At 70.5% G+C, this 19,350-nt stretch carries 18 protein-coding genes; 6 read left to right on the forward strand and 12 right to left on the reverse strand.

Annotated elements, in window-relative coordinates:
* Positions 1-14: 14 nt before the first annotated feature.
* On the reverse strand, positions 15-896 hold the full coding sequence (locus L3Q65_RS18740) for a polysaccharide deacetylase (protein WP_182893106.1): 882 nt from the start codon (positions 894-896) through the stop codon (positions 15-17).
* A gap of 2 nt (positions 897-898) precedes the next feature.
* A complete protein-coding gene (locus L3Q65_RS18745) occupies positions 899-1,894 on the reverse strand; it encodes an asparaginase (RefSeq protein ID WP_237600416.1) in 996 nt (331 codons plus the stop codon).
* Positions 1,895-2,002: 108 nt separating this feature from the next.
* On the opposite strand from L3Q65_RS18745, the gene L3Q65_RS18750 reads away from it, so the two are divergent.
* Positions 2,003-3,019 (forward strand): LacI family DNA-binding transcriptional regulator, encoded by a 1,017-nt coding sequence (locus L3Q65_RS18750; protein ID WP_220507743.1) that lies wholly within the window; start codon positions 2,003-2,005, stop codon positions 3,017-3,019.
* Positions 3,020-3,079: 60 nt separating this feature from the next.
* Here L3Q65_RS18750 and L3Q65_RS18755 read toward each other — a convergent pair whose 3' ends face one another.
* Both L3Q65_RS18755 and L3Q65_RS18760 read right to left on the reverse strand, forming a co-directional pair.
* Entirely contained in the window at positions 3,080-3,541 is a 462-nt protein-coding gene (locus L3Q65_RS18755; protein ID WP_237600417.1) for a DUF6098 family protein, read from the reverse strand.
* Positions 3,542-3,576: 35 nt separating this feature from the next.
* A complete protein-coding gene (locus L3Q65_RS18760) occupies positions 3,577-5,043 on the reverse strand; it encodes an aminotransferase class I/II-fold pyridoxal phosphate-dependent enzyme (protein ID WP_182893109.1) in 1,467 nt (488 codons plus the stop codon).
* A gap of 101 nt (positions 5,044-5,144) precedes the next feature.
* Between L3Q65_RS18760 and L3Q65_RS18765 the strand changes: the two genes are divergently transcribed.
* The 3 genes from L3Q65_RS18765 to L3Q65_RS18775 all read left to right on the forward strand — a co-directional run bounded on the left by L3Q65_RS18765 (position 5,145) and on the right by L3Q65_RS18775 (position 7,704).
* Positions 5,145-5,318 carry a hypothetical protein gene (locus L3Q65_RS18765; protein WP_182893110.1) on the forward strand — a complete coding sequence of 58 codons (174 nt, stop codon included), beginning with the start codon at positions 5,145-5,147 and terminating at the stop codon, positions 5,316-5,318.
* A gap of 299 nt (positions 5,319-5,617) precedes the next feature.
* Positions 5,618-6,487 (forward strand): serine hydrolase, encoded by an 870-nt coding sequence (locus tag L3Q65_RS18770; protein WP_182893111.1) that lies wholly within the window; start codon positions 5,618-5,620, stop codon positions 6,485-6,487.
* Between the two features lie 122 nt (positions 6,488-6,609).
* Positions 6,610-7,704 carry a glutamate--cysteine ligase gene (locus L3Q65_RS18775; protein WP_237600418.1) on the forward strand — a complete coding sequence of 365 codons (1,095 nt, stop codon included), beginning with the start codon at positions 6,610-6,612 and terminating at the stop codon, positions 7,702-7,704.
* 11 nt (positions 7,705-7,715) lie between these two features.
* Here the strand turns inward: L3Q65_RS18775 and L3Q65_RS18780 are convergent, their stop codons facing one another.
* From L3Q65_RS18780 to L3Q65_RS18810, 7 genes are all read right to left on the reverse strand, one after another.
* A complete protein-coding gene (locus L3Q65_RS18780) occupies positions 7,716-8,531 on the reverse strand; it encodes a DUF1206 domain-containing protein (protein ID WP_237600419.1) in 816 nt (271 codons plus the stop codon).
* A gap of 76 nt (positions 8,532-8,607) precedes the next feature.
* On the reverse strand, positions 8,608-9,057 hold the full coding sequence (locus L3Q65_RS18785) for an STAS domain-containing protein (protein ID WP_237600420.1): 450 nt from the start codon (positions 9,055-9,057) through the stop codon (positions 8,608-8,610).
* A gap of 206 nt (positions 9,058-9,263) precedes the next feature.
* The gene (locus tag L3Q65_RS18790) at positions 9,264-10,472 is read right to left on the reverse strand and encodes an MFS transporter (protein WP_182893115.1); all 1,209 of its coding nucleotides are present in this window, start codon (positions 10,470-10,472) and stop codon (positions 9,264-9,266) included.
* Entirely contained in the window at positions 10,469-14,266 is a 3,798-nt protein-coding gene (locus L3Q65_RS18795) for an IucA/IucC family siderophore biosynthesis protein (RefSeq protein WP_237600421.1), read from the reverse strand. Before L3Q65_RS18795 ends, L3Q65_RS18790 begins: the two co-directional genes overlap by 4 nt.
* Before the next feature lie 295 nt (positions 14,267-14,561).
* The gene (locus L3Q65_RS18800; protein ID WP_237600422.1) at positions 14,562-15,611 is read right to left on the reverse strand and encodes a serine hydrolase; all 1,050 of its coding nucleotides are present in this window, start codon (positions 15,609-15,611) and stop codon (positions 14,562-14,564) included.
* Between the two features lie 90 nt (positions 15,612-15,701).
* Positions 15,702-16,619 (reverse strand): bacteriocin fulvocin C-related protein, encoded by a 918-nt coding sequence (locus tag L3Q65_RS18805; RefSeq protein ID WP_237600423.1) that lies wholly within the window; start codon positions 16,617-16,619, stop codon positions 15,702-15,704.
* A 54-nt stretch (positions 16,620-16,673) separates the two neighbouring features.
* Complete coding sequence (locus L3Q65_RS18810) at positions 16,674-17,069, reverse strand: hypothetical protein (RefSeq protein ID WP_237600424.1); 396 nt, start codon at positions 17,067-17,069, stop codon at positions 16,674-16,676.
* A gap of 210 nt (positions 17,070-17,279) precedes the next feature.
* Between L3Q65_RS18810 and L3Q65_RS18815 the strand changes: the two genes are divergently transcribed.
* Positions 17,280-17,534 carry a hypothetical protein gene (locus L3Q65_RS18815; RefSeq protein ID WP_237600425.1) on the forward strand — a complete coding sequence of 85 codons (255 nt, stop codon included), beginning with the start codon at positions 17,280-17,282 and terminating at the stop codon, positions 17,532-17,534.
* A 125-nt stretch (positions 17,535-17,659) separates the two neighbouring features.
* Here L3Q65_RS18815 and L3Q65_RS18820 read toward each other — a convergent pair whose 3' ends face one another.
* Positions 17,660-18,400, reverse strand: a complete 741-nt coding sequence (locus tag L3Q65_RS18820) for an SDR family NAD(P)-dependent oxidoreductase (protein ID WP_237600426.1) — start codon at positions 18,398-18,400, stop codon at positions 17,660-17,662.
* 163 nt (positions 18,401-18,563) lie between these two features.
* Here L3Q65_RS18820 and L3Q65_RS18825 point away from each other — a divergent pair, with 163 nt between their 5' ends.
* Positions 18,564-19,319, forward strand: a complete 756-nt coding sequence (locus tag L3Q65_RS18825; RefSeq protein ID WP_237600427.1) for an SDR family NAD(P)-dependent oxidoreductase — start codon at positions 18,564-18,566, stop codon at positions 19,317-19,319.
* Positions 19,320-19,350: the final 31 nt, after the last annotated feature.

Consider the following 19,350-nt stretch of genomic DNA (forward strand, 5'->3'; position numbering starts at 1 on the left):
TGTCGTGAGCCGGGTCAGGCGGTGCGCGGGAAGCGCGCCTGGAAGTCCTGCGCGATCTGGTCGAAAGTCGCCCAGCGGACGCCCTCGTGCCCGTTGATGTGCTCGATCAGGCGCTCCAGCATCAGCAGCACCTGCGGACGGCCGGACACGTCCGGGTGCACGGTGAAGGTGAAGACGGCGTAGTCGAGTTCGCGGTAGACCCAGTCGAACTGGTCGCGCCAGATCTCTTCGAGGTGGCGCGGGTTGACGAAGCCGTGGCTGTTCGGGCTGGACTTGACGAACATCATCGGCGGCAGGTCGTCGAGATACCAGCTGGCCGGGATCTCGACCAGGTCGGTCTCGGCGCCGCGGACCAGCGGTTTCATCCAGGTCGAGGCGGGCTGGTCGTAGTCGATCTTGCTCCAGGAGTCGCCGACCCGGACGTAGTACGGCGTGAAGTCGCGGTGCATCAGCGAGTGGTCGTAGCGGATCTTCCGTTCGACCAGCAGCTCGTTGGTCACCGGCGAGAACTCCCACCAGGGCGCGACGTACCCGGTGGGCCGCGTGCCGGTGCGCCCCTGGATCAGCTCGAGGCAGTAGTCGAGGATCTCCGACTCCTGCGCGCGAGTCATCGCGATCGGGTTCTCGTGGCTGTAGCCGTGCAGGCCGATCTCGTGGCCCGCGGCGACCACCTGCTCGAACTGCTCCGGGAAGGTTTCGATCGAGTGGCCGGGCCAGAACCAGGTCGCGGGAAGGCCGTAGCGGGCGAGCAGCCGGTTCAGCCGCGGCACGCCGACCTCGCCGGCGAAGATGCCGCGCGAGATGTCGCCCGGCGAGTCCTCGCCGCCGTACGACCCGAGCCAGCCGCCGACGGCGTCCACGTCGATGCCGAAGGCGACGAAAATTTCCTTGGCCATGCTCAGCTTCCTTTCTCACGGTTCGCGCGGTGCCGCAGCCGGTCGGCGGCGACGTCAGCGGGAAAACGGGACAGCAGCAGCGCGAGCAGGATCCGCGTCTGCGGGAACGGGAGCGCGGTCGCCGGGACGGCCCCGGCGGCGATCGCGTCGACCGCTCCGCCGCTGCCGTAAATGGCGGCGCCCGGCCCGAACGGGACCCGGCTCGAGAGCGCCACGACGGTGCCGGCGTCGACGGCCGCGCGCAGCGAGCGCAGGTAGCCGCGGTTGAGGTTCCCGGAACCGGTTCCGGCCAGCACGATCCCGGGCGCCCGCTGCTCGACGAGGTGGTCGAGCAGTTCCGGGGTCGCGCCGGGCGACAGGGTCAGCGTTTCGACGCGGAGCGAGCCGAACCCGGGGCCGGGCAACGGAAGCGGTTCGGGACGGGCCGGCCGGGCGGTGAGCAGCGGGCCGTCGTCGAGCACCTGCCCGATCGGCCCGCCGGACTGGGCGGCGAACGGCTGCGGCAGCAGGGTGTGCGCCTTCCGCAGCCCGCGCGCGGCGAAGAGCTGGCCGGCGAACGCGACCAGCACGCCGAGCCCGCGCGCCTCGGGCGCGGCCGCGACGCCGATCGCCTGCCGCAGGTTCCGGGGACCGTCGGAGCCGTCGCGGTCGGGCGCGATCTGCGCGCCGGTCAGCACGACCGGCCGGTCGTCGGCGTGGACCAGGTCCAGCAGGAACGCCGTCTCCTCGATCGTGTCGGTGCCGTGGGTGAGGACGATGCCGTCCACCTCGGGACGGGCCAGCTGGGCCTGGACCGCTTCGGCGATCGAGGCCAGGTCTTCCAGGGTCAGGTTGAACGAGTTCTCCCGCAGCACGTCGACCGGTTCGACCTTGACCGAGGGGTCTGGCCCGGCCGCCTCGAGCAGCGCGCCGGCCCCGTCGGCGGCGACCGAGGCGCCGCCGGGACCCGTGCGGGAGGCGATGGTGCCTCCGGTGGCCAGGACCACGATGTGCGTCATGGGCGTTGAGTGTGAGCTACACAAACGTTTGAGTCAATCGTTTGTGTCAATCGTTTGTGGCGACGTCCGCGCGGGCCGGGCATACTGGGGCCCGACGACAGGAGGCAGATGCCCGCGACCGTGCGGCCCTTCACCCAGCGGATGATCGCCGAGGACGTGGGCGTCAGCGTGACCACGGTGTCCCGGGTGCTCAATCCGGCGGAAGAGCATCCGGAGCGCTGGGCGTCGCCGGAAAAGGTCGCGGCGATCCTCGACTCGGCCGAGCGCAACGGCTACCGCCGCAACCCGCACGCCGCGAGCCTGCGCACCGCCCGGTCGAACGTGATCGGCGTGCTGGTCCCCCGGCTGCAGGATTTCGTGCTCGCGACGATCTACGAGGGCATCGACGAGGCCGCGACCGAGGCCGGGATCTCGACCTACGTCACGAACTCGCTCGACAACCCGGAACTGCAGCGCCAGCGCACCCAGCAGATGCTGGACCGCCGGGTGGACGGGCTGATCTTCGGCGACGCGCACTCCGACGACACGTTCCTCGACGGCCTAGCCGAAACCGGCGTCCCGTTCGTGCTGACCTCGCGCAGGCTGGGCGAGCACGTCTCGATCACCTGCGACGACCCGGCGGGCGGCCGCTTGATCGCCGACCATCTGCTGGAGACCGGCCGCCGGGACGTCGCGATCGTCGCCGGTCTCCCCTTCGCCTCGACCGCGCAGGAACGCACCCAGGGGCTGGTCGACCGCTTCGCCGAGGCCGGGATCGAAATCCCCGCGCACCGCATCGTCTACAACGGATTCGACGCGGCGGCCGGGCGGGCGGCCGCCGATCAGCTGCTGGCGCGCAAGCCCTATCCGGACGCGATCTTCGCGACCAACGACTTCGCCGCGATCGGCGCGATGGGGTCCTTGCGGGACAAGGGACTCCAGATTCCCGAGGACGTCGCCCTGGTCGGCTACAACGACACCCCCCTCGCCGCGTCGATCTCCATTCCGCTGACCACGATCCGGTCGCCGATGCACGAGATGGGGCGCCGGGCGCTGGGCACGTTGCTGCGCAAGCTCGCGGGGCAGGACGTGGAATCGCAGCGGCTTCAGCCGGAGCTGATCGTGCGGGCGTCGACGGTCGGCTGAGTCCCCGCGGAAGTCCGTGAGGACCGTCCGCAGAAGCGGCGAGAGCGGCGAGGCGGCGGGTCAGGGCTGGCGGTCCATGGAGCCCCAGCCGGCAGGGGCTTCCCGGTCCACCAGCCGCAGCGCTTCGTGCAGCACGGCGTCCTCGATCCACGCCAGCGGTTCCGCGTCCACGATCAGCGGCTCGTTGTCCGGCCCCCGCGCGATCTCCCGGCCCCGCAGCAGCCACGGACGCACGCCGGGGCCGCCGCGTTCGCGCAGGTGCTGGTAGTCGTGCAGGCGCCGGGCCAGCCACAGCCGCAGCGATCGCCCGCGCCACCACGGCTGCCGGGCCAGCGAGTTCGCCGACAGCCCCGGCAGCAGCATCCCGGTGAGCCCGTCGCGGCTTTCCTCGCCGGAACACAGGTCCGCGTCCGGGCCGCGCGACCACCGGACGTACAGGTCGTCTTCGCCGGCCCGGCGGAACGCCGAGACCAGCTCGTCGAGGTCGCGCACGACGGGCAGCCGGTTGTCCCATTCCGTCATGGGCCCGGGATTACCCGCGTCCGCCGGAGCCAATCTCAGCGGGCGACGACCCGCACGCCGCGCACCAGCGGATCCACCGGGTCGGGCAGGAACATGCCCGCGGCCGCTCCGCTTCGCAGGTAGTCGAGCACCGGGCGGGTCAGCACCTCGCCGGGGAACACGGCCGGAACGCCTGGCGGGTACGGGCTCATCGTCTCGGCGACGATCCGTCCGGCGGCCTCCTCGACCGGGACCTGTTCGGCCGGCCCGAAGAACGCGTCGCGCGGCAGCATGGCCTGGTCGGGTTCCAGGTCCTCGGGCGCGGGCAGGTCCACCGTCTTGGCGCGGGGCAGCTCGCCGGCGTGGCCGGACAGTGCTCGCAGCGCCTCGACCAGCCGGGCGGCGGTGCTCTCGTCGTCGCCGACGGTCAACTGGGCGGCGATCCGGCGGTGGTCGGAGAGCCCGACGTCCACCAGCTGGTGTTCCCGCAGCCAGTGGTTGGCGTCGTAGCCCGAGCACCCGAGTGCGGACACGTCGATCAGCATTTTCAGCGGGTCCCGGTCGTCCGCCCGGCCGGGGCCGAGCAGTTCGGCGTCTCCCAGCACGGTGATCCCGGGGATCGCGGCCAGCCGTTCCCGGGTGTCCGCGGCCAGCCGCAGCACGGTGTCGAGCAGGCCCTTTCCGTGCTCGGCCATTTGCCGTCGCCAGCCGTCGAGCCCGGCGTAGACCAGCGACGACGGGCTGGTCGTGTCGAGGAGGTCGGCGCGCATGGCGAGGACGTCGGCGTCGACCAGGTCGCCGCGCAGGTGGTAGACCGAGCCTTGTTCCAGGCCCGCGCCCATTTTGTGCACGCTCGTCACGCACAGGTCGGCTCCCGCGTCCATCGCCCACGCCGGCAGGTCCGGGTGGAACGGGAAGTGCGCACCCCAGGCCTCGTCGACGATCAGCGGCGCCCCGCGCTCGTGGCAGATCCGCGCGACGCCGCGGATGTCCGCGCAGGAACCGTAATCGGTCGGCGTGATGAGCAGCATTCCCTTCGCCGCCGGGTGTTGCGCGAAGGCCGCCTCGGTTTCCTCCGGCCCGGGCGGATGGGCGAAGTGCAAGGACGCGTCCCAGCGCGGGGACACCCACACCGGCCGGATGCCGCTGAGGATGAGCCCGGCCACCACGGATTTGTGCACGTTGCGGGAAATCAGCAGCTCTTCGCCCGGGCCCGCGACCGACAGCATCGCCGATTTGACCGACAGCGAACTGCCGCAGGTCGAGAAGAACGCGCGGTCCGCGTGCACCGCGTCCGCCATCAGGTCTTCGGCCTCGTTCAGCACGCCGCGGTTGAGCGCCCGGTCGTCAAGCCCGTTCATGAGAATGACGTCCGAGGCGAACACGTCGCGGCCGACGATCTCGGTCAGCCGGGGGTCGGCGCCGCGGCCCTGTTTGTGTCCGGGCGGCAGGAAGGACACGTGCCCGGACGCGCGGAACCGGCGGATCGCCTCGAGCACTGGTGCGCGGGAATGATCGGCCACGCGTCCCGCTTACCCGGCCGGGCCGATCTCAAACACGCACCCGTTTCAGGGGCCCCCGAAGGGGTAGTCCTGCCTGGTCTTCACCGGGAGACGGAGGAATCATGACTCAGATGACGGAAGAACCGCAGCAGGCCGGGGTCTCGCTCGCGACGCCGCGCCGCACGTGGATCGGCGACCACGACCCGACGGACCAGAACTGGCAGGAGGTCGGCGACGAGATCCGGCTGGCCGCCCAGCGGGCCGGAAGGGCGTGGCAGCAGCCGGAAACCGATTGACCCGCCGGCGGAACCGGCGACGGCGAAAGGGCTGATCGGGCAGGCGGAGTTGCCTGATCGTCCTCCGGCTTTCGCCGCCGTCGCGTCGCGTGCCCCTCGGCCGCCGTTCTCGGGCGTCGAGTCGTCGCAGGTCAGCACGCCCCGGGTCGGCCAGATGGCCGATGCCCGGACGGGGTTGCCCGCCGACTGGCCTGAATGGACGGACTCTTCGGACGATTCTGTCTTTTCCCCGGTCTCACTACCTTCGGAGCGCTCCCGCTTCCCGCGGAAGCGGACCGTTGCCGAAGGAGTGCGCATCGATGAAGATGCTCGTGGGGCTCGCCGCGCTCGCCGTCGCGGGAGGTTTGACCGCCGCGATCTGCCTGGCCGCCGGTTCCGGTGGCACCGACTGGCAAGCCTCGTGCAGAGCGGCCCCGGCCTCGACGGCGGGCAAGCACTCCGGAGCCGTCGCGGAAGCCCGGAAAGCCTTGCTGAGCAACGGAAACGACCCCCGGCTCGAGATCGAGGTCGCCGACCTGGACGCGTGCGCGGTGGAGGTCGGCTGGAAAGCCGATCAGCCGCAGCCGACCGCGTCCGTGGTGAAACTGCTCATCGCGCTCGATCTCCTCGACCAGTCCGGGGTCCCCGAAGACAGCGAGGCCGACGCCGTCCATGCCATGCTCGCGGCCAGCGACGACCGCGTCGCCAGCCGGTTCTGGCAGCGGCTCGGCGGGCCGGCGATCGTCCGGCGGCAGGCCGGGAAGCTGGGGCTGACGCACACTTCTCCGCCTGCCGATCCTGGCCAGTGGGGGTCGACGAAGATGTCGCCGGAGGATGTCGTCGCGGTCTACCGGAACATCACCTCGGGACGGTCTGACGAGGAACGCGACTTCCTGACAGAGGCGCTGGAAAGCGCGCCGCTCAACGCTGCGGACGGATTTGATCAGCATTTCGGGATTCCGCGGGCGTTTCCCGGCACGGTGTGGGCGATCAAGCAGGGCTGGGGCACGTCGGAGGGGCGGCGGGTGCTGAACACGACGGGGCTGGTCCGGACGGAGTCGCGGACGTTCGCGGTGGCGGTGATGAGCACGTGGGACGATGACATTGATGTCGCCACGGCCGCCAAGGCGCTCACTGCTGCCACTGGGGCGTTGAAGGATTCGCTTGCCGGCACCGGCAAACTCGCGTGAGCTGGTCCTTTGTGGACAAAGTTGGGCTTTCGCGCTCCGCAGTCCTCTTCTTCCTCGGGAAACGTCGTTTGCGCGCGGAGCCGTCCGGGTATTCCGATGCCCCCGACCCCAGGAGAACATCGGTGGACGAGCAGACCGGCGACGAGCTGACCTTCGGCATCGAGGAGGAGTTCTTCGTCGTGGACCGCGACGGCCGGCTGGCGCGGGCGGACGACGTGGTCGACCGCGCGGCGAAAACGGGCGGCGGCAACGGCGAGTTGCAGCACGAGCTGATCCAGTCGCAGGCCGAGATCGCCACCGACGTCTGCCGGACCCGGGACGAGGCGTCGCAGCGGCTGCGCGAGTTGCGCGAGGACTTGGCCGCGGCGGCGCGACGGCAGGGCTGCCGGTTGCTGCCCGCGGCCTCGCCGCCGGTGTCGGAAGCCGGCTTGCCGGGCGTCACCCCGAATCCGCGGTACGAGCGGATCGGCGAGCATTTCGGCGCCACCGCGCGGACGTCGCTGACCTGCGGCTGTCACGTGCACGTCGCGATCCCGGACAAGGAGACCGGCATCCAGGCGCTCGGGCGGATCCGGCCGTGGCTGCCCGCGCTGCTGACCGTGACCGCGAATTCCGCGATCGCCGACGGTTACGACACCGGTTACCGCAGCTGGCGCTATCAGCAATGGAGCCGCTGGCCCTCAGCGGGGCCGCCGCCGCGGTTCGCGTCGCTCGACGAGTACGAGAGCGTGGTCGACGCGTGGCTGCGCTCGGGCGCGATCCTCGACCGCGGGATGGTCTACTGGGACGTCCGGCTCTCGGAGAAGCAGCCGACGATCGAGTTCCGCATCGCCGACGTCGCCGCCACGCCGGAGGAAGCGGTCCTGCTCGGCGTGCTCGCGCGAGGCCTGGTGGCCACCGCGCTGGCGGACGACGATCCCCCGCCGGACCTGCCGAACGAGGTGCTGCGCGCCCATCTCTGGCGCGCGTCGCGGGACGGGGTCAGCGGCTGCTGCCCGCACCCGCGCAGCGGCGACTTGGCTCCGGCGAAGGCGGTGCTCGCCGATCTGATCGAGCTGACCTCGTCCGCCTTGGAGTCAGCCGGGGACCTGGAGTTCGCTCAGGACGCGACGGCGCAGTTGTGCGCCGAGGGCAGCGGCGCGGACCGGCAACGGCGACGGTTCGCCGAGCGGGGACGCGGCGAGGACGTCGTGGACCTGCTTGCGGGCAACGCCTGACCGCAGGCGCGTCAACGCCGATGCGCCCAAGCCGCGGCCAGGCAGTAAGCGCCGAACGCGGCGAGGCCGACCGCCACCACCGTCAGCAGAACCGCGCCGAACGGCTGGGCGGCGAGGGTCTTCAGGCTGGCATCCAGGCCGCCCGCCTGTTTCGCGTCGGAGCGGAAACCGGCGTAGCCCAGCAGGAACGCGGTCACCGCGAAAACGACTGCCTTCGCCAGGTACCCGGTGCTGCCCAGCCACCCGACCCAGCGGCGGGTCTTGCCGGGCAAGCCGGCGAGGTCGAGGTCTTCGAGGAAACTCTGCTTCACGCCTTTGACCCCGGCGGCGACGGCGACGCCGAGCACGATCGCGGCGGCGATCACCACGAGTGCCGGGCCGGCGGGCAACTGGAGCAGTTTCGCGGTGAACTCCTGCTGGGTCTGATCGCTCGAACCGCCGCCGCCGTCGCCCGCGGCGAGCCGGAACGCGGTGGTGCCTATCGCGAGCACGACGATTCCTCGCGCCGCGGCGCCGAACCGTTTGCGCGTCCGTTTCCCGCCGCTGGTCCAGGTGTATCCGGTCGCGGCCATCAGGAACTGCCACAGTCCGAACGCGACCAGGCCGGCCGCGAGCACCCACAGCAGGACCTGGCCGAACGCCGTAGACCCGACCTCTTGCAGCGCGCCCTTCTGGTCGGGCTGCCCGCCGCCGCCGAAGGCGACCCGTACGGCGAGGTAGGCGAGGATGAGGTGCACGAGCGCGTAACAGGCCATTCCCGCCCGGCCGAGCAGCTGGGCGGTGTCGGTCTTTTCTCCTCGGGCGACCTTGGCGGCGATCCGGTTCATGCAGTGGGGATACCCGCTGTGGTCCGCCCTGCCACTAGGCCAGGTGGTGCAATCCGCCACCTCGGTGAGCTCCGGTTCACGGAGGGTTAGTCCACAGCGGACGCGTTCGCTGGAGCCAGGGCGGCGACGCTGTTCTGCGCCGCGTGCGCGCGTTCAGAACGGCTTCTTCGAGGCAGCCCACGACCGGGAGGTCGAGGCCCAGCAACGCCAGCGGACGCAGCACTGCCCGCTGCTGCGCGACCACCGCGAACCGCACCCCGGAGCCGCGGGCTTCGCTGGCCTGTTCGGCGAGGAATTTCAAGAACCGGGCCGAGCAGAACGGCACGGCGGTCAGGTCCACGAGCAGGGCCGGCGGCCGCAGCCCGAGTTCTCCGGACACGAGCCGGCGGAGCCGGGGTACGTCGGCGGCGTCGAGGTCCCCGGCGAGGGTGACCACGGTCGACTTCGCGGTGCGGGTGAGCGTCGTCGCGGGACGGTCGGCCGGGCACACGACGGTCAGGCTCAACGGCGGGGCGTTGCTGTGCATGGTTTTTCGTTCCCTCCTCGCGCGAAGCGGGGCGGGGACCGGGAACGAGCGGCGCCGGCCGGGCTGTCGGAAATCCCCCTCGGCGGCTGGTCGGATACGGCGAAATGCCTGGCTGACCGGCGATGCCGCCAACATACCTTCGGGGCGCCCGTTTTGCGCAACCCTGCCTCACCCGGGCGGCCGTACGCGCCGAGGACGACGCGCGATCAGGTCGGGGCCAGACCAGGCTCCGGCGGACTCCGGCAGATCCGGATCGTCAGCAACGTCGTGACGACACAGCCGAGACCCATGAACGCGACCATCGTCCGCGTGCCCGCGAGTTCCGCGAGCGGTCCCAGCACGGCGGTGCCGACCGGGATCATCGCCCGGTCCGTGCTCGCGATGCCCATGATCCGGCCGAGGAGATCGCCGGGGGCGGTCGCTTGCAGCGCTGCTCGGTTCGCGGTGCGGTAACACTGCCCGACCAGCCCGACCACCACCATCGTCGCGCCCGCGCCGACCGCGGCGGACTTGCCGCTGAAGCCGCTGGGCACGAGGAGGACCAGCAACGCGCATCCGAGCAGCACCGCGCCGATCGCGGCCAGTCGTGCGGGGTTCGACGGAGGGCGGCGGGACATGGTCGCGGAGGCGGCCAGCGCGCCCGCGGCGCCGCAGGTCAGCAGCAGGGCCGCAGTGCTTCCGTCGCCGTGGAAGAGGTCTTTCGACAGGAGCGGCATCATCGCGGTGTACGGGAAAGCGAACAGCATCGGCCCCATCGCGAGGGCGATCTGACGGCGCATCGCCGGGTTCTGCCGGAGCAGCCGCCGCACGGACTCCGCTGGCGGCGCCGGGCCAGGCGTCGGGACGGGATCGGGCAGGACGGTCAGGCAGCACAGGGCGACGAGCGTGCAGAAAGCGTTGAACCAGAACGCGATCGGGACCGAGCTGATCGCGAGGACGAGCGCGCCTGCCGCGGGGCCGAGGAGCATCGCCGCGTTCAGGCAGGCCGAGTGCATGGCGATCACGGCGGTGAGCGGTCGCTGCCCGCGCAGCAACGGCAGGAGCGTCTGCCTCAGCACAGGTTCCGCGCTGCCCGCTGAGGCTCGTGCGAACACCGTCGCGCACACGAGCCACAGCGGGCCGCCAGCGGTGACGATCCAGGCGAGGCACAGGGTCGAGCCGAAGAGCGCCACGCGCAGACCCGCGAGCAGCCGGCGTTTGTCGTAACGGTCGGCGAGCCATCCGGCCGGCGCGGTGAACAGCAGGATGGGCGCGAGCCGCACCACGTTCACCGTCGCCAGCGCGGTGGCCGAACCGGTCCGCTCGACGACGTACCAGTTGAGCGCGACCAGATCCGCGGTGTCGCCGATCCGGGAGGACAGCGTGCCGGCCAGGAACAGGCGCAGCGGCAGCCGCCCGGCAGTGCCCGCCGTCATCGGACGGTGTCGCCGGCGCCGTGCAGGGGGTTGGCCTGGGGCAGGTAGATGTCGTGGTCGGCGGCCAGCAACCGCATGAGCCCGAACGCTTTCTGCGGAAGATGGGACGTCATCAGGAACGCGACGTCCGCGGACGCCCTGGCGAGCAGGTTCGCGGGCAGCCCGGCCAGCAGGTCGGTCATCTTGGTGCGGACTGTCGTCCAGAGCCGCTCGGCGGGCAGGTCCCAGGTCTCCGCGAACATCGTCACCACGTGCGCGATGTTGGCCTGCAGCAGCGCGTACGACACCTTTCTCCGCACGTGGCCGATGTCGTCGGAGAAGGTGATCGACCCGGGGTGCGGGACGAAATCGAGGCCTGCCTCGCGCATCCGGCCCGAGTGGACGCGGATGCCGCCGAAGTCGCGGACGAGGACCCGGACCGGCAGTCCGTCGCGGACCACCAGCAGCGTGTTCTGCAGATGGGCCTCCAGTCCGATGCCGTACCGCCACAGCAACGGCAGCCCCGCGGCGAGCATCAGCTCGGCGTAGCGGTCGAAGAACCCGAGCGCGACCGCCGAGCGACGTGAGCGTTCGTGGACCAGTTCCGCCAGAACGGTTCCGTCCGGATACGCCGCTCCTCGCAGAGCGCAGGCGGAAAGGACGATCTCGCCGGGGACCGCGTAGTCGGCGGGATCGGCCCGGAGCAGGGCGGAAAGGCCGCGTTCTCGCGAGGGTGCGGGGTTTCCCGGCGGCGGAGCGAAGGCTATGCCGGCCAATTCGGGTACGCAGACGACCCTGCCGCGCGTGCTGGGGTCGTCGGCCAGCAGGCGTTGCAGGAGACAGCTCATTCGCGGGCCGTTGCCGGTGGTGGCCGGCGAGATCGTGCGCCGCCGCGAGGTGAGCTGGACGTCGAGCGAGGTTTTCACGGTCAGCCGCCGTCCGTGCCTGCCCGCGGCGGCGGTGACCAGGGTGCGCACCGAGACGGTCGGCCGGCAGGCCAGTTGCGCTTCGGGGAGCGGGACGATGCCGCCGGTCGCCAGTTCCTCGGGGTACTCGGCGGCCAGCCTGCTCCGCAGCTGCCACGGGTGCACGGGAATCAGCTCGTACTCGGCGGGAGCGTGCCCGCGGGCGGCGAGTCCGTCGATGGCGCGCGCGACGGTCGCGGGGAAATGGTCGGCCACGATCGTTCCCACCGACGCGCCCGACGGATCGGGGGTCGAGAGCACGGAATCCTTGCGCACCGCGACGAAGGAAAGGCCTACGGTGTCGGCGCTTTCCGGGCAATACGCGAGCGAATCCGCTGGGGTGAAGCCGCGGCGGACCCTCGGGGCGAGGTGGATGGTGTGCCCTTCCGCGCACGCGGCGTCGAGGTCGAGGGCGAGGTCGGAAACGGCGCGTTGTCCGGCCGCCGCCGCGATCCGGTGCGGGCGCGCGGGCAGGCGGCGCCGGACGCAGGCACGGGACAGGGCGAGGTTGCGCGCCGAGTCGACGAGATCGTCGCGGAGCGCGCCCCAATCCATCTCCCCGCCGGACGAGGCGACGGCGTCGACCAGATCCTCGGGTCGGTCGAGCACGCGGACTTCGACGCCGTCGCTCAGCACGACCGGGCTCGCCACTTCGTTGGCCCCGAACCCGCCTTCCGGCTCGCACACCGCGGCCAGCCGCCGTCCCGACCGCAAGGTCACGCAGATCAGCCGTCCGGCGCCCGGCCCCAGCAGCGCGAGAACGCTCGGGGCCACCGGCGGCGGTCCGGTGAAGGGAAGGACGATCTCGGTGATTCGCTTGGCGGGCAACGATCTCCGTTCGCGCAGCAGCGCGCCGCAGGCGCCGTTGAGGGTGCTCAATCGCGCGCCGGCGAGTTCGTCCAGCCAGGGCCGCACGAGTTCCGGGCGGCGCTCGCGCAAGCACGCGAGCATTTCCCGTTCCGCCTCGTTGAGGTCCGGCGGTTCCGGCTCCTGCTTCGTCGCGGCGAGCGGATTCGGTCCCTCGACGTACTGCTGGTCGGTGACCAGGTTCTTGAGGCGCATCGTCAGCAACGCCTTGTGCTGCCACGGCTCGTTCAGCAACGCTTCGGCGTCCGCCCTGGCGTCCTCGGCCTCCTCGGGGCAGCAGGCGGACATGGCGAGCCGGTGGAACGCCTGCCGCACGCACTCCCCCGCCACCGGCCACAGGGCGTCCTCCACGCATCCGGACGCGTGCGCCAGCTCGGCGACGAGTTCTCCGAGATGGTGGCCGAAAAGCGGGTAGTACAACTTGGCGCGGAGCGCGGCGGGGTCGCTGGCGAGCAAGGGCGAGCCGGGCAGGAAGTCGCCGGCCAAAGCGCGTCGGGCCAGACGGGATTCCAGCACGCGCGCGGCGCCGAGGTCCCGGAGCAGAACGCGGTGCGGCAACCGGTCTTTCAGGACGAGAACGGTGTTCTGCGGATGGGGTTCGAGCGCGATGCCGTAGCGGACGAGCAGCGTCAGCAACTGCGGGACACAGCGCTCGACGTGCGCGGCCAGCCACTGCCGCGCCACCTCGCTCAGCGCAGCGCCGGTGACCGACGCGGTCTCGGCGAGCAGATCGTGGAGGAGGCTGGCGCCGGTCAACGGAGATTTCGCGAACAGCGCGGCGACCGGCATCGACAATTCGTCCGGGCCGAGCAGGTCTTCGCTGTCTTCCCGGAGGACAGCGGCCAGCGAACGGCGCCGGGCCTGCACAGCCGCGGGATCGGGCCCGTCCGGCGGCACATACGCGACGCTGGCCAGCTCTCGCAGCACCGCGAACCGCGGCCGCCCGTCCGGCGTGCCGAGCGCCAGGTCCAGGTCTGCCGCGACGATCCGTTCGAGCAGCGCGGACAGGCGCGGCCCGTTGTGCACCGCGGCGGGCGAGACCCCGCGGACGGCGCTGGTGAGCTGCACTTCCAGCGCGGTTTTGACGTGCAGTCCCGCGCTCGCCGCGGTCTCGCGCGCCGACAGGGTCCGGACCGAGATCAGCGGCCGCGCCGGGATCCGGGTGCGCAGCGGCGCCACCGTGCCGTCGGCGATCGCGTCGGCGTGCAGCGCCGGGAGGGCGTGGAAACGCTGGTGCGGATGGACGGGAATCAGCACGCGCTGTTCGGGAATGAGCCCCGCCGCGCGCATCTCCACGGCAGCCGCGGCGACAGTTCGCGGAAAGGCTTCGCTGAGCAATGCTTGCGAAGCATCGAGGCCGTTCGCTCCGGTGGCGGCGTCCCGGGAAACCGCAACCAGCGGCAGATCGAACGCCGCGCCGAATTCCGGGGAATAGCGAATGGTGTCCTCGGCCGACATCCCGACTTTCATTTTAGCGACCGGATGCAGCGGATGTCCTTCGACCACCATTCGCTCGAAGGGAATCAGCAGCGATCCCTCTTCGCCCGAATCGCGGAGCGCGGCGACCAGCGACGCGAACGGCCGGTTTCGGTGCCCGTTGCCGGAATTATCCCGATCGCGCAGCTCGGCCGCGAAGACGCTCGCCGCGGCCAGGGACAGCGCATGACCGGCGACGCTGTCGGCGAGCTCGGCACGCAGCCGCTCCCAGGCGTCGGAGTCGCCGGAGCACAACCGCTCCTTCGCCAGGAAATCCCAGAGCCGCAACGGGTCGGCGACCTCCCGGCCGTTGAGCCGGACCGGACCGGCGAGGGTCAGGCGACCGGTCTTCGTCGCCTCGCGCAGCACCAGTTCCAGGCCGCGTCCGCGCGCCGGCCCCGTTCTCAGCAACCCCTCGCGCACTACCGCGGAAAGGAGGCGGGACATAGTCGTCGCGCGGGCTTTCGGAAGGCATTCCGCGTATTTTTCCGCGAGCCCCGGAAGCACCGGTTTCCCGGATCCTTCGAGGCGGACATAAATTGCGCGTTCCTCGGGAGAAAGGGATTCTCCCAGCGGTGCAAGGAAAGCATTCTCACTAGCCTGAGCGGGAGATGACATGGTGCACTATGGTGGCGCTGCCAAGGTTAACCAGACAGGAACGTACAGGTTAACAAAAGATGAACACACCTATCACAACCCGATAAACTCGGACATTCGCGCACTCAATCTCGGCCATTGCGCAGCAGGTTGAGGACTCAACTGGAGCAGTGTCCGATATTTTGGCACGGCAATTAACCCGCGCTCACAGAATTCGCCGGTCGATTTCGCGGATCACGGCGAGACTGCCGTATTCCGCGTTGGACAGCACCGCCACGTCGAGGTTCTCCCCCGGATAGTGGCGTGCGATGCCCCCGGCGCCGGCGTTGCCGCCGTCCTTGTAGTAGTTCCGCACCGAACCGTCGGGCCGCATCGTGAACTCCAGCCCGAACCCGAACCACACGTCGCCGTCTTCGGCACGGTGGTGCAGCACCTGCGGGGTGAGGAACTGCCCGGTGCGCTCGGCCGACAGGAGTTCGCCGCCGCGGACGGCGCGCAGGAACCGCACCAGGTCGGCCACGGTGGCATGCGCCCCGCCGTCGGGCGCGCCGATCGACGGGCAGCTGAAGATGTTCTGCTGCCACCCGGTGATCCGTCCCTCCGCGCCGACGACCGGATCCCAGCCCTCGGCGACGTCCGCCGCGGCTTCCCGCCGGTCGTAGAAATCCGACGACGTCATGCCCGCCCGCGCGAAAACCGCGCTCCGGATGTGCTCGCGATAGGCGACCCCGGTGATTTCCTCGATCGCCAGACCGACGAGGAGGTATCCGGCATTGCAGTACCGGCATCCCTCCCCCGGCGCGAAATTCGGTGGCTTGGCCGCGAAATTCGGCAGGTGGTCGCGCGTTCGCGTCACCGAGTAGACCGGCCTGTCAACCCACAGCGCCTCGTAGCTTTCACCTGCTTCCTCGTCCGCGTCGTCGGCGATGCCGGAGGTGTGCGTGAGCAGGTGCCGCACGCTCACCCGCGGTGAGATCGCCGTCCCGGCCAAGTCGACGATCTCGGTGATCGGCGCGTCCAGCTCCAGCCGTCCTTCGTCGACCAGCTGCAAGGCGGCCACCGCTGTGAAGAGCTTGGTGACGGACGCCGTGTCGAACCGGAGGCCAATCCTGTTCGGCACCGCCCATCGGCGGCTGGCCTGCCCGTACGCACCCGAAAACACCACGTGCTCGCCGCGGCGGATCAGCACTGCTCCGGAGAACTTGCCGACCGCGGCTCGGGCACTCAGCCAGGCGTCTAGACCGGAGAAAGGCATTCTCCGAAGGTAGCGATCCCGGTCGCTCTTCGCGACGACCATAAGATCGTCGCGAAGAGCCTCAGCCGGCTGACTCGTCCGGAGACCAGGTCAGGGGCCGTCGCACCATCCGTCGCAGACGTAGAGCCATCCGGTTCCGCAGCCGCCCACCCGGTGGCACTCGTCGCTGTATACACAGCCTTGCCAGCAATAGTCGCTCTCCATGCTGCACTGGCAATCGTCGCTGGCGGCTTCGGGTTCCGACGGGCCGAGGGTCGCGATGATCGACTGGGCCTCCCCGGCGAAGGCAGCGGTCACCACGGCGCGGAGGTCCTCCAGTACCTGGTTCAGGTCGGGCGGCGACGGCCGCGAGTGCAACGACTCGTTCCCGAGGACCTCCGCGGCGCGCTGCAACGCTCGTTCCTGGCTCTCCGACAGGGAATCGTGCGTCGCACCGTACTGGCGGAGGTGCTCCGTCCACAGACGGCTTCTGACCGCGGCCGACGAAGCGGTGAAGATCGCCTTCCGGTAGGGGAGCGAATGCTCCGCGAACTCGGAGTACGCCTGGGGGAGCCGGTCCTTGTTGGACTCCGCCCACGCGACAGGATCTTCGCCCTTGCCCTTGCCCTTGCCTCCCGACGGCCCGAGTTTGACCAGCGCGGCCGCCACTGCGAGGCCACCGACGAGCGACCGGACGCCTAGCTGGTTCCGCTGTGCAGGGCGCCGCGTCCGGCCCATCGCGCCGAGGACTGCCAACGTCGACCGGACGCCCAGATGCCTGGCCAGTTTCACCCCGAGCCGGGAGCCTATCCAAGCTCGGGTGCCGTCGGGCCTCACCCGGATCAGAGTGGGCGCCCACGCCGGGTCGGCGCCGAGCGCCTGCTCACGCCATCTCCGCACATCCGGCTGTGCCAGCGGCAAGACTTCGAGCGTCCCGTCGCAAGCCTCGGCCACCGCGCGGGACATGGCCCGGCAGAACCGGCACGAGCCGTCGAAAGCCAGCACCCATCGGTCAGATGCGTTCGTCATGGAATCCCCCGCCATTCTGTTCGGGCTCTGCGCGATGCGCTGTTCGCCGTGCTGCTATCCGCGGCACGGAAAGTCCTGGATATGCGATCCGTCGACCCAGTTGCCGTACTTGTCGCCGCTCAGTCCGGCCGCCGGCACGTACCCGCGCACATTCTGGTAGCCGTAGACGATCAGCCAGACATTGTTGTACCGCCCGTGGCTGATCTCCACGGGATCGCCCGTCGTCCAGCAATCCCAGCCATAGGTGAAGCCCGCCCAGACCTCGCCGACCTGGCGCGCCGGCAAATGCGGTTGAATCCGGACACCCATGTCGCGGTACGGATGCACCGGCGGCTCTCCTGGCGGGTGTGCCATTGCGCGATGCGTGGGCGGCATCTCAGCCGCCGCCGCGGCGGGCACAATTGCGGTCGCCGCCGCAAGCGCGGCGGCTGCGACAGTTTTCGCTGACATTCTCATCGCATGCTCCCCTCTGAACGGAAACCCGCACGCCCCCGCGTACGGTCCGTTCAAGACTCAGCCGCGCTGCGCGAGCATCCAAGCCTTTGCGCTCTCGCTGAAGGACCTTGACAGTGCAGCATCGCAGGAGTAGCGGAGTGCCGAGAAACGATCGCCGCGACGTGCGTATTTGGTGAGCACCAGGCTGTGTTCGAGCACCGGCCCGTGGAAGAACTCCAGCGGCGTCCCGCCCGGGCCCTTGGCGGAGAACCCGGCCTCGACCTTGCGCCGGTCCGCGAGTTCCTGCGAGATCGGCGTGCACTCGCCCGAACTGCCACGATCACCGAGGTGCGCAATGCCGCGGCTACGGTGTGGCGGGTCGCCAACGGGGTGCCGACGCTGCGTCCGCGAGCGGTGCCGGACCCGCCCTCCGCGGAGGCCGAACTCCAGCTGGCCAACGGACGGCCCGCTTCCGGCTGACCGTGCCGACCATCCACAAGGGACACCACGCTCGCCTGCCCGCCTCATCCCCCCTGCTCGCGTCCCCCGCACCTGCCGCAACCAGGACAGAGAGATCCGCCGTCCGCCGATCAGCGGGCGGCGGGTCACGCGGTCTGGCCGCCGTCGATCACGAAATCCTGTCCCGTGCAGTAACTGCTCGCGTCGCTGGCCAGGAACGCCACCAGCGCAGCGACCTCGCCGGTCGTGCCGGGGCGGCGGATCGGCTGTCCCGCCACCGCGCCGCCGCCCGCGCGGGTCGTTTCGGAGATCATCCGCGTGTCGATCGCGCCCGGGCAGACGCAGTTCACCCGGATGCCGAACTCGCCGAGCTCCTTCGCAGCGGATTTGCTCGCCCCGCGCAGCCCCCATTTCGACGCGCTGTACCCCAGCCCGCCCGCGAAGCCCGTCAACGCCGCGGTCGAGGCGACGTTCACGATCGAACCGCCACGGTCCCGCATCAACGGCAGCACGGCTTGCATCCCGAGGACCGGGCCGATCAGATTGACGCCCAAGGTGTGCGCGAGATGGTCCTCCGCGAAGCTCTCCAACGGTGCCTTGCGGTAGAAACCGGCGTTGTTGACGAGCACGTCGACCCGGCCGAACTCGGCGCGGGCGAGTTCCATGGCGGTGGCCCAGTTTTCCTTGCTGCGCACGTCCAAGCCGACCGCGAGCGTCGCACCGTCGATCTCGTCCGCGACCGCGGCGACGGCGCTTTCGTCCAGGTCCGCCAAGACGACGCGCGCACCCAGCCGCGCGGTCGTCCTCGCGTGCTCGGCACCCTCCCCTTGCGCGGCACCGGTCACGAACACGATTTTGTCCCGCAGATCCACGAGTTGATCGGCCACGTTCCACTTCCTTCGGCTCGGAGCGCTCAATCGCGCGAAGGTACCTTCGCCGGAAGGGAGAGCGGAGGGCATGCGTCGGCTCAGCGGACACCTGATTTGACCGGCGTCGCACGGGATCGTAGTCTCGCACCAAGCGCTTGCTTCAGATGGAGGAAGGCTGCCCTTGAAGGATTTCCACGGCAAGCCGGGCATCGCGGTCGTGACCGGCGGAACCGGAGGGCTGGGCACGGCGATCTGCCACACGCTCGCCGAACGCGGCTCCGCGGTCGCCTTCACCTATCGCAGCGACCACGAAGCAGCGAAGCGGCTAGCCGCCGAACTCGACGCGACAGCCGAACCCCTGGACCTCACCGACGCCCGGCAGACCAAGGCGTACCTCGACAACGTGGTCGAGCGTTTCGGAACGATCCACACCCTCGTCCACGCCGCCGGACCGCTGGTCCCGCAACAGCATCTGTCCACAGTGGACCCCGCAGACTTCGGCAGGCATCTCGCCGCGGAGGCCGCCGCGTTCTTCAACCTCGTCCGCCCGGCGCTGCCCGCCCTGCGCGCCAGCAAAGGCTCGATCGTCGCGGTCACCACCGCAGCGACCCGGCGCTACCCTGTCCGCGACGGGCTTTCCGCCGGGCCCAAAGGTGCGGTGGAAGCGACCGCACGAGCGCTCGCGGCCGAGGAAGGCCGCTTCGGCGTCCGGGTCAACTGCGTCGGCCCCGGAATGCTGACAGACGGCATGGCAGCGGAGCTGGTGGCCAACGGCGACCTCGACGACCGCGCCCTCGACGCCGCCCTCCGCGCCATCCCGTTGCGCACCTTCGGCAACGCACAGGACATCGCGGAAGCCGTGTGCTTCCTCGCCTCGGACCGCGCCGGGTTCATCAGCGGCCAGAAACTCGACGTCGACGGCGGATACGGCGTCTGACGCGCCGGACCCCGAGGCACAGCCGGCCCCG

Source organism: Amycolatopsis sp. FU40, from assembly GCF_021903635.1.
GTDB classification, from domain to species: Bacteria; Actinomycetota; Actinomycetes; order Mycobacteriales; family Pseudonocardiaceae; genus Amycolatopsis; species Amycolatopsis dendrobii.